Below are 10578 nucleotides of genomic sequence, written 5' to 3' on the forward strand. Positions count from 1 at the left end.
GCCTTCCCGCCTCAGGAATGCGCAAACTACTTCAGAAACTCCGGATATGCTTCAACCTAAGTGAAAACGAGTCTAGTTCTCGGGGCCTTGTGCTTGCTTGTCATAGTCGTGGAGCCTCGCTGGCAGGAGGTGATCCCGCGCGCTGGCAGTCGCGTCCATGATCGATTTTTTCAGCCCCGTCTCGGTCGGGACCAAGAGGGCGACATCGATCTCGTGGCGCGTGGATGCCGTTAGGACGTCTCCAACGTCCGTGTCGCTCTTTTCAGGTACGGGTGCCCACGGCCTGATCGAGAATCTTGCGGAAATGCTTGCCGACCTCTTCGGCGAGCCCGACGGGGACCGCGTTACCAATCTGGGTGTACTTGGGGACTTCCCGGTCGAAGTTGCCTTCGAGCGGGTTTCCCGCCCTCCGGATGCCACCGGTCGTTCGCTTGCCAGAGAACTCGTACCAATCGGGGAACATCTGCAAGCGTGCCCATTCCCGGACGGTGAGGATCCGCGGTTGGCTAAAATGGACGTAGTCGTCGGGGAGCGAAGTCGCTGTCATGTTGGGTTCTGAATTGCCCCACCGGGGCTTGAGCACCCGCTGCGAGAACTTCTTGGTCCGCGCGTGGTCCGGGATTTCCCCGCCGTTTGCCAGCATGTAGTCGAACTTCTCGACGATGTCCCGGTTGTGCCTGCTGTATTCCTGCTCGGTTAGCATGCCGGCGCGAGAGGCGGCCCAAGCAGGCGGAGTGCGAAAACCTGCCTGCAGGTCATTCATCGGCTTATGTGGGTACTTGCTAGTTTCGAATGGTCCCGCGGGAAAATTGCCACTGCGCAGGGCATCGACGACGGAATTGTCAACGAGATCACCGAGAAGGTCGACGAGGTCGGGGAAGTATCCGCGAGTCGGCAGCGGGAGGAAGCCGCACGCAACCGCGTCCTCGGGGTCCGCGTCCTTATCAAGTAAGTGGCTGGCTTCGAGGACATCGCGGCGTATCCCGACCAGGAGGACGCGGGGCCGATTCTGCGGTACGCCGTAATCCTTCGCGTAAACCAGCGACCAGCGCACCTCGTAGCCTGAGATCGCGCGAAATTCGGCGAGGACATCCGGAAAGATCTTGCGCGTCCCGTCGCGCGTCCAACGCGAGTTCAAGAGTCCGCGCACGTTCTCGAACAGGAACACGCGCGGACGAAGCCGGTCTATGATCTTGACCATTCTAGCGTAAAGCCGGTTCGAAGGGAGAGCCTCCTTGTCGGCGGCATAAGAGCGCCTGATCCCGATCCCCGAGTATCCTTGGCAAGGAGGCCCCCCCGCTACAATGTCGAGGTTGCTCATCTTGCCAAGCTTGGTTTGCTCGAAGTGTAGTCCAACTTCGCGCATGTCGCCGAGGTCGCCCACGAGCTTCTCGAGGCGCTTACCCTGCAATTCGTGCGCGTCATGGCACCGAAGGTCGCCGTTCTCCGAGAAGCGCATTCCACCGATCTCGTGCCCCCGGTTGCGCAGGTAGGTCGCCATTGCATCCCTATCGAGCTCGTTCACGAACACTGTCGTGAAGCCCGCGTTCTCGAGACCGGTGCCAAGCCCACCACAGCCAGCGAAAAGGTCTACCGCCGAGTATATCGAGCGAGTCGCTGTCGGCTCTTCGTTGGAAGTCAGCGGAACTGCGGTCGTCCCATCCTTGTCGAGGATCTTGGTGACGAGTTTCATGCCTTGTTTGCTAGCACGGGGCCTGGCGGCAGTCCAGGCGTTTTGGGCGGTTTTTAGCTATTTCGTTCTATTGGTTGACGATCCCCCCTTTGATCTGGACAGCAAGCTCTTGCCCGGTCATCCTCTGCCAATCGAGGGGGTTAATCGGTGTACGGCGAAGTAAACGAGGTCCTGAACGAAGTAATTTTCTCGGGCCGCTTCGAATCTCGTCCCGTTTTCATGGTCCTCGATTCCGTCGCCCTGGCATCGGCCGCGAAGCGCCTTGGTCAACGCGAGGAAGAGGTGGAGACCTTCATCTGCAAGGAGGTTGGTCGGAGCCTCTCGCGGACGGGTGATCCCTATGCGCGCCACGCGACCCAGCTCAAGTTCTGGTGCAAGGAAGGCATGGCATCCAAGCCGCCGTTCACGGCCTTGCTATTCTGCCTTTCGCATGCCGCGGAACTCATGGCCTCGGACGGCCAGCACACGCAAGGCAACTACTACGTCCGGCTTAGCGAGCTAACCGGGCTACCGCGCGAACAGCTAAGCTTGCACGGCATCGAGACCGAGAAATTCTGGCATTGGCTCGCGCGCTGGCTCGCAAGCACCGACTACCGCTTCGGTCGGCCGACCGCGCGCCCGGTGAACCAGTTCAAGTACGTCAGTATCGCGATTTCGCAGGCGATCATCCGTGCGGGTGACCGTGCCTGCTTCCACGACATGTTCGAACGTTACGGTTTTGCCGGCGGTTACAACGTGACCGAGGCCGAGATCTGGCGGTATATTGATTCATGGATCCGGTCGTCGGCCGCGAATCATCGACTCCGACAGGCCTGGGCGGACCCGAAGCTACGGCCGAGAATCTGCGAGATCGTCATCGCGGAGCTGGACGATTGGTCGGAAGCGTCGGGCGCTTCGAGCGGCGGTGATCGTGAGCAGCTTGCCACGCTTGCTCTGGCCCTTTCTCTCGTGCCGGGTTTCCCCGACCGGGTCGCAGCGCTTTCGCTTGGCCTTCACGGTGAACAAGGTGACGTGCAGCTTCTGTCGGATCAGCAGGGACGCGAGCTCACCCTTGATAACGACGTTTTCGGTTCCTTCGCGACGTTGTCACCACCGGCTTTGGTTCCACTCCCCGAGATCATGCTCAAGGGAGCAGAATACGCCGCAGTAGCCCAGAATCGCACGTTTCGCTGGCGATACAAGGCCGTGATCCCGTTCGTTCGTGCCGAGAGCGGTCCCTTCTGGATCGAGACGAACAAGACAGCAATAGGTTCGCAGCACGTCGTCTTGGTTAGAGATCGACAACGAACCCGGTCAGCAGTCGAGGACTTGCTCGCGGAGCTAGCGGCACCGGGGTTCACGTTGGCGACATCGTCTGACTTGCCAGGTCTTCCAGTTGGCTGGGTGCTTTACGAGCACGTTCGCTTGGAGCGGATGCCGACCGAATTGCCGGACAACGACCTGCGCTCGCTCGTGCCCATTGCCAAGTCTGCGGGTCTCGTGACCGCTGGCGGGCTGCGCTTGTCACGGAGCGTCTGGCACCGGCATGCTCCCCCTGTCATGCGCTTCGAGGGAAGCAGGGGGCCCACGCGTATCGAGCTGTTCGAGGGCATCGATACGGAGGGACCCGCCCTAGCCAACGCCGAGAGCGAAGGTGAGGCATGCGAGCTCGACATCTCCAGTTTCGTGCCGGCAAGCGGAGACATGGTCGCCCTCGCGCACGAGGCTGGGAAAGAGGCCGGCTATCATGGCTTCTTGTGCCGGACCGCGCGACGCCCCCGGCCACTCGAGATTGATGCCCTCCAGGGTCTGCAATATGCCTCGCCGTTCTCTGCCGTTTCGAGGGCCGAGCTTGCCGATGAGGACCGTGCTGAAAACTGGGTGAACGCATCCGGCGAGCTTCCTAGCTTCCTTCCGGAAGGTTTCGCAGTTCTGGCCGCCGGCGGCGAAGCGGAACGAGGCTTCTCTGCCCCGCTGCTTGCGAGTCTTGAACCTCTCAAGCACGGCAAATCCGTCGACACCAAGTCCATTCTCGCGATGTCGTGCGGCGAACGGGGCAGCCACTACTGGATTTGTGAAACGGTCCCCCAAGGCGGCAAACCGGACATGCCGCTCAACATGGAGTGCAGGGATTGCGGGCTTTCGGTCTTGACGAAGAACAGGGGCAAGGCACCTAAGCAAGCCCAAGAGAAAGCACGCGATCCGGTACCCCGTGCGTCGGGTACGGCCGAACCGGTCGAGCAGGTTGACCAGGATCTCTTGCTCGACGCCCTTTGTTTCCTGGGCGAAGGCAGCTGGGCCTCCCTCGAGGCGCTCCTTTCTATCAACGTGTCTGAACCCTGGCAGGCCTATGCCGTCGCCCGCTCGCTCGAGGCACTTGGTTACGTCGACCTCGTGCGAAAGCCTGGCACGGGGAGAATAGCGCGATGGTCAATCGCTTCACCCTCGCTCTTCCTCTTCACCGAGGGTCGCGCGTACCTGAGAGGTTTTCGCAACATCACCATGCTGGACGCGGCACGCGAACTTCTCCTCGCTGGCGGTGCCTTGGACATCTCGGAGTCCTTGGAGGGGCAGCCAAGGAACATCGCCTTCGACAGCGTCGAACCGGGCATCGCGGTGCGGCTCGCGGAGTCCGTCAAGGATCCCCACGGGAGATCGATCGCGTTGGTCATCGACCCGCCGCGCGCCTTTGCCCGCCGCCTGCAAGGCCTTGGCGGGATCAAGGGCATGCTGGTACCCTTCTCGGTGGCCGATGACGTAGCATCCGAACGTTACGACCTGGTCCATGGTAGGTGGAACCGTTGTGATGACGTGCAGGAGCCCGGTGCCTACCGGCTCGCATGGCGTGGTCAGGCTTATGCCTACCGAGACAAGAAAGGTGGTCTCTTCCAAGGTCCCCACGAGATCGTGAAGTTGCTCGCTGCGCGCGATGCCGGGATCAACCTGCACGCCTTCTCGCAAGCGTCCTCGGAGTTCATCTCGCGCCTTGGTGCGGAACCGACCGGTCTCTTGGCGAGGGCCCTGTGCGCCTGTTCCGGGCACTTGCCGATTCAGGATGCAGGCGTGGTCAAGTATCCCAACGTGCCAAGCGATGTCGCAGCCGCCATCCTGAACACCCTTTATCCTCCCGAGGTTCCCAATGAGAGTAGCTAGTCCCCCGCACGTCCTTTCCTACGTGCGCGATGCGTACAAGCGGTACTACGATAGCGCATTCTGGATGCGCGATCCTGGCATCATGCGTGAACGCGACGCGATCCTCGCGCAGCCCGGTGTCATGGCCCAGGAAGCGCTGCTGGAAGCCGTGCCTGTCTACCCGTCGGTCAAGAAAATCGGGGATGCTTGCCGGGACGCCGGGCTTTCGGATTTTACCGCGAGGCACCTTGGCCCGGTGGTCTTCGGCAACGACGCGATCAAGCTGCGCGATCACCAGGCGAAATCGCTCGTGACGGCCCACAAGGGAACGCCCGACGGCCACAGGAACGTCATCGTGACGTCTGGCACGGGCTCAGGGAAAACCGAGAGCTTTCTGCTTCCGCTACTCGCAGGGATACTGGAGGAGCGACGGTCAGGTGCCGGCGGCGGTTCGTTGCACCGTTGGTGGGAAAAAGGACTAGAGGGGAACCAGCCGACATGGAAGCCGATGCGCGACGGCCTTTTCGACGGCCCGCCCGCTGCTGTCCGCGCCCTCGTGCTTTATCCAACGAACGCGCTGGTCGAGGATCAGGTTTCGAGGTTGCGCCAAGCCGCGATCCGCGCGCGCGAGATCCACAAGATGCCCTTGTTCTACTTCGGCCGGTACACGGGCGCGACACCAGGGGGCACCTTCTTTCCGGAAGGTCCGTTGAACGCCTCCGGCAGGAACAAAGTCAACGAGGTTGCAGCCGAGATCAAGAAGATTGCCCGCGAGGCCAAGAGCCTACACAAGGCACTCGCGGCTAACGGGAAGAGCGGCAACGACCTCGTCGAGGCAGTATCCCAGTTTCAGGATCCGGAATGCGGTGAGCTCCTCACACGTTGGGACATGGTCGCGACTCCGCCCGACATTCTGATCACGAATACCAGCATGCTCAATATCATGCTCATGAGGGACGTTGAGGACCTGATTTTCGACAAGACGAGGGCATGGCTGGAGTCGGACCCGTCCAACCTGTTTAGCCTGATCGTGGACGAACTGCACGGGTACCGTGGCACGCAGGGAACCGAGGTGGCCCTGGTCGTCAGGAACTTGCTCGACAGGTTAGGGCTACAACCGGATTCGCCGCAGCTGCGTTGCATCGGGACGAGTGCCTCGCTCGATGGGGATACCGGGGCGGCCTACCTTGAGCAATTCTTCGGCGTTCCGCGGCAAACCTTCACGATCTTGAAGGGCAGCGCTTCGACTTACGAGGCCAAGTTTCCCTTAGCCGGGGAGATGCTAGCCAAGCTCGAGGCCGCTGCAAGCCAAGGCGAAGCGACTACCGATGCGCTGCAAGCAGCGCTTGGCGGAATTTCACCAAGGAAGACCTTGGCCGCCGCATGCCACTTCGCTGGGAAGGATGAGAATGGGCATGTCCGGCCTACAAGGCTGAGCCGCTTGAAAGAGGTCTTGCTCGGAAACACGGCGTCGGACGCTGCATTCGAGGGCTTCCTTATTGCAGCAAAATCCGAGCTCGGTGACGAGGCGACAAAATGGGAGAATCCACTTCCTACCTTCCGTTCGCACATGTTCCTTCGTCAGGTGCAGGGGATTTGGGCGTGCAGCAACCCGGCCTGTGACCAGATTCCCGAGGAATACCGGACGCCCGGAAGAAAAATAGGAAAGCTCTTCCATTCGCCGGCCATGAAATGCGCATGCGGAGGCCAAGTGCTCGAGCTGTTGTATTGCTACGATTGCGGTGAGGCCTACCTTGGCGGTTTCAAGGTCAAGGAACCCGAGGGCTTTCCAACTGGCTTAGACGCTGCTTTCCTCGAGTCGACCAAGCCTGGCATGGCGATGGCCCCACCGGGCATGGTCTACGAGCGCCCGTACGAGGAGTTCCGTTGGTACTGGCCAGGAGGACAGCTTCCGCGGGAGAACCGGAGCTGGACGCACCAGGGCCCGGGAAAGAAGGGGCAGAAACAGTTCTCGTTCGCCCTCGGCCACCTCGATCCACTTGCAGGCTTCCTCCGCCCCGCCTTGCCAGGTGGCGACGATGCGACCGGGGTGGTCTTTTCGCCGGCGCAAGGCGTCAACGTGGCGGGTCTTCCCGAGTGTTGCCCTAGGTGCGGCAGCGAGCAGAAATGGCGCAACGCCAAGGAGATCGAGAAGTTCTACCGCGCGTCCGTCAACACGCCGATCCGCGGGCTAAGGACCGGTCTTAACGCGACCACCCAGCTGGTTGCAGACCGGTCCGCGATCGCAACCAGCGACACGGCCAAGGCCGAGCAGATGATTGCATTTACCGATAGTCGCGACGACGCGGCAGACCTCGCAGCCGGCCTCGAGGTTCACCATTTCCGCGACCTCGTCCGGCAGCTCCTTTTCAAGGCGCTACACCCGCGCGAGGCGATTACTTCCAAGCTCCTCGGTGAGCTCGTAGCCAAGACACAGTCGGGTGTGGAACTATCCGAAAGCGAAGCGGCTATCGTTGAGAAGGCGAAGAAGCTGCCGGGGAATCCTTGGCAAGCGTCAAGGCTGGTCTCCGCGGGCATGGCCGAAGAGGCAGAGCTGGCAGTCCTAGCCGAACTCGACACCAGCGCCTCGACTTCCCGCGTTGCGTGGCCGACCCTCGTTACGAGTCTCGTCGACGAATTGGTTTCCATGGGGGTCAACCCGGCAGGCCCCAAGGTGAGCCTTGCCAAGTACCCGGGCAAGGACGGCATCGATTGGTGGCGATTCTTTCCCAAGCCCGCGGGAGCAACTTGGGACGATCTCGCCCCCGAGACTTTGCAGCGGGGTCACGCCAACTACCTCGGTCACCTCTCGAGCCACGTGGCCGATGCCTTGTTCGATCGTGCAGGCCGGGACCTCGAGTCCATGGGGGTCGCTTACATCGCGATCAAGGGACAGCATGGGGCTGCGCTCGGCCTTGGCGATGACGTCGCCGAGGGCGTGCTATCGAACGTCGTTCGAATCTTGGGTCAGCGTAAACTCTACGAGGGCGGATCGACACGCAACACGGCCAATGCCCCCATGGCAGTCCAAGCCTACCTGGCGAAAGTCGGTCCGAAACTTGGCCAGCTCCCCGAGGACCTTGAGGAAAAGATTGGGGAGCGGCTTTCGGGCATCGGGGTCCTCAACGAGAACTGGTTGCTCAAGACGAGGAACTTCCTCGAGCTCAAGATAGACCTCGTTCCGCGTAGCAATCGACCGCTCCTGCGCTGCGAAGGTTGCGCGACCGCGACGCTTAACAATCCCGGCTTGGTCTGCACGACCGACTACTGCGCTTCGAACAAGTTCGAAAAGATCACCGACCCTGGAGAGGACTACTACGGGTGGGTATCGAGAGAGCCTGCACACCGGCTGGTCGCCTGGGAGCTTACCGGCCAAACCAAGCCGCTCGAGAAGCAGCGCGAGCGTCAGCGGCTCTTCAAGGGCCAGGCCTATATCGGCCACGAACACCCGGTTACGCACGGTATCGACGTCCTCTCGGTTACGACTACCATGGAGGTCGGCGTCGACATCGGGTCCCTCAAGCTCGTCATGATGGCCAACATGCCGCCGCAACGCTTCAACTACCAGCAGCGGGTGGGTCGCGCGGGCCGCGCAGGGCAACCCTTCTCCTATGCCTTGACGATCTCGAGGGGCGCGGCCCACGACGATTATTACTTCAACCATCCCGAGCGGATGACGGGTGACGTGCCTCCGCAGCCCGAGCTCGACCTGTCACGGGGAGAAATCTTGTCACGGGTGGCATCGGCCGAGCTCCTGCGACGAGCGTTCCGCTCGATCGAGGACGGCCCAGAACGCAATCCCGAGAGCCTCCACGGTGCATTCGGAAAGGTGGACGAGTGGGCCACCTACCGCGACGCAGTCGCGAACTGGCTGGTCCGCGCTCCCGAGGTCGACACTGTTGTTTCTCGGCTCGGTGCCTACACACCGCTTGCCGCCGACGCCAAGGCTGCGATTGCCACGTACCTGCGAGAACATCTCGTCGCGAAGATCGACGAAGTTGTTTTAGATTCGCGGTTCATCCAGCGCGAGTTGAGCCACCGTCTTGCCGTTGCCGGCTTGTTGCCGATGTTTGGCTTCCCCACGCAAGTTCGCACGCTCTACTCGGACAAGGGGGCCACTAGGGTTGAGCAGGTTGCCTTGAGCGACCGTCCGCTCGACCACGCGGTTTGGGCCTTCTCACCTGGTTCGGAGGTGCCAAAGGACAAGCAGCTGCATGTTGCCTGTGGTTTCGTCTCGAAATATGATACTCCGCAAGGTGTCCGGAACGAGGAGAACCCGCTAGGGGATCCGCTTCCTTACTCGCGTTGCGTCGACGACGAGTGCGGCGCGATCACGCACGGTTCGGCCGAAACCTGCAAGGTTTGCGGAAACCCGTCGAAGGACTTCAAGCTTTACCAGCCAAAGGGTTTCATGGCGCATTGGCGGGCCCTTGATTACGACGGCCAGCGCAGTCGCGGGCCAGCACTTCCGCCCCCAGTAATGGCATTTGATCAGTCATATGGCGACCGTCACTGTGGCCCGCTCGAGATGGCCATCGGAACAGGTCCGGTCACGGTGGTCAACGACAACGACAACCAGCTTTTCGAGTTCCACGCTAAGGAGCCGAACATGGTCGTCGTGAATGACACCGCCCTTTACCGAGATGACCGAATTCCCGGTGACCTTCCCAGCAACCCGATTTCCGAGGAGCCCTCCGGCGCGATCGGGGCGATCTTCACCACCGATGTCTTGAGCTTTTACTTCGACAACACCCCGGGAGTTGGGAACCACGGGCTCTTGGAGTCCGGCATGCCGTCAACCACGCCAGCACTCGCTTCGTTCGCGGAATTCGCGAAGTTGGCGATCGCCACCGAACTGGATATTTCGCCCGACGAATTCCGGGTCGGGAGGCAACCGATCGCAATCCCTGGCAAGGGGAAAACCGAGCAGATTTTCCTAGCGGACGCGCTCGAAAACGGCGCCGGCTATGCGCGCTGGGCCTCCGATCCCGAGAATTTCGCTCGCGCACTGTCGCGCTTCTATGCTGACACGAGCCAACAATGGTCTCGCCCGGCACATGCCGATAACTGTGACCGTTCGTGCCCTGACTGCCTCCGTAGCTACTCTAACCGGTTTTCACATGGGCTGCTCGACTGGCGCCTTGCGCTAGACCTCGCCGAGCTTACGCTCGGCCTTCCGCTTGGAGCAGGGCGTTGGATCGGCGGGGCCGAGGCCCGCACCGCCAGTGCATTCGCGGCATTCTGCGCAAAGTCGCGGCTTGACGTCGGTGTCGAGGAGCACGCGGGGCTAACGGTAATCTCCAGGAATGCGCGAGCCTTGGTTCTCGGTCACCCGCTGTGGCATTCGGCGCTAGGCTTGGTTCAGCCTGTCCAGCTCGATGCTCAGGACAGTTTTCGCGCGGCACACGGCACAGACGCCGAGATCCGCTTCGTTGACGTTCGACATTTCGCGATACGGTACCCCGAGTACTTGCTGGCGCTGAGGTCATGATCGACATCATCGGCGAGCCAGGCACGGAGGAATACGACGCGGCTCTCGCGATCGCCGACGCGTTCGACAAGCTTTGGCCCGGCTTAAAAGGATCTCCGATCGAGGTCGAACACGTCAAGATCGCACCCAACGCGAAGTTGGCGGGTTACAAGGTCAGCGACGTCGACATCGTGGTGGCGGGTATCTTCGCCAAACCGCGGTATTTCGGTAACCCTGCGGTGAGGGCCGCCTTGCGCTGATTTGCTGACGTGCCGAGAAGGCACCGGTGCAAGCGCTGGTGCTT

Annotated in this window: 4 protein-coding genes; 3 read left to right on the forward strand and 1 reads right to left on the reverse strand. The window is 61.4% G+C overall.

Features of this window, described 5'->3' with window-relative positions:
• Window positions 1-262: 262 nt before the first annotated feature.
• Window positions 263-1693, reverse strand: coding sequence for a DNA (cytosine-5-)-methyltransferase (gene dcm / locus K5Q19_RS10380; protein ID WP_292944506.1), 1431 nt, complete (start codon window positions 1691-1693; stop codon window positions 263-265).
• A 147-nt stretch (window positions 1694-1840) separates the two neighbouring features.
• On the opposite strand from dcm, the gene K5Q19_RS10385 reads away from it, so the two are divergent.
• From K5Q19_RS10385 to K5Q19_RS10395, 3 genes are all read left to right on the forward strand, one after another.
• Window positions 1841-4825 (forward strand): hypothetical protein, encoded by a 2985-nt coding sequence (locus K5Q19_RS10385; RefSeq protein ID WP_292944509.1) that lies wholly within the window; start codon window positions 1841-1843, stop codon window positions 4823-4825.
• 64 nt (window positions 4826-4889) lie between these two features.
• Window positions 4890-10295, forward strand: a complete 5406-nt coding sequence (locus K5Q19_RS10390) for a DEAD/DEAH box helicase (protein WP_292944512.1) — start codon at window positions 4890-4892, stop codon at window positions 10293-10295.
• Window positions 10292-10534, forward strand: coding sequence for a hypothetical protein (locus K5Q19_RS10395; RefSeq protein WP_292944515.1), 243 nt, complete (start codon window positions 10292-10294; stop codon window positions 10532-10534). The genes K5Q19_RS10390 and K5Q19_RS10395 overlap by 4 nt, the downstream gene beginning before the upstream one ends.
• Window positions 10535-10578 lie beyond the last annotated feature (44 nt).

The sequence above is a fragment of the Novosphingobium sp. genome (genome assembly GCF_019748365.1).
In the GTDB taxonomy this organism is placed as follows: Bacteria; Pseudomonadota; Alphaproteobacteria; order Sphingomonadales; family Sphingomonadaceae; genus Novosphingobium.

What these genes read in the sequence shown, in the direction of transcription:
- K5Q19_RS10390 (WP_292944512.1), top strand. Translation starts at nt 4,890, where the DNA reads ATGCGCGATCCTGGCATCATGCGTGAACGCGACGCGATCCTCGCGCAG.
- K5Q19_RS10395 (WP_292944515.1), top strand. Translation starts at nt 10,292, where the DNA reads ATGATCGACATCATCGGCGAGCCAGGCACGGAGGAATACGACGCGGCT.
- dcm (WP_292944506.1), bottom strand. Translation starts at nt 1,693, where the DNA reads ATGAAACTCGTCACCAAGATCCTCGACAAGGATGGGACGACCGCAGTT.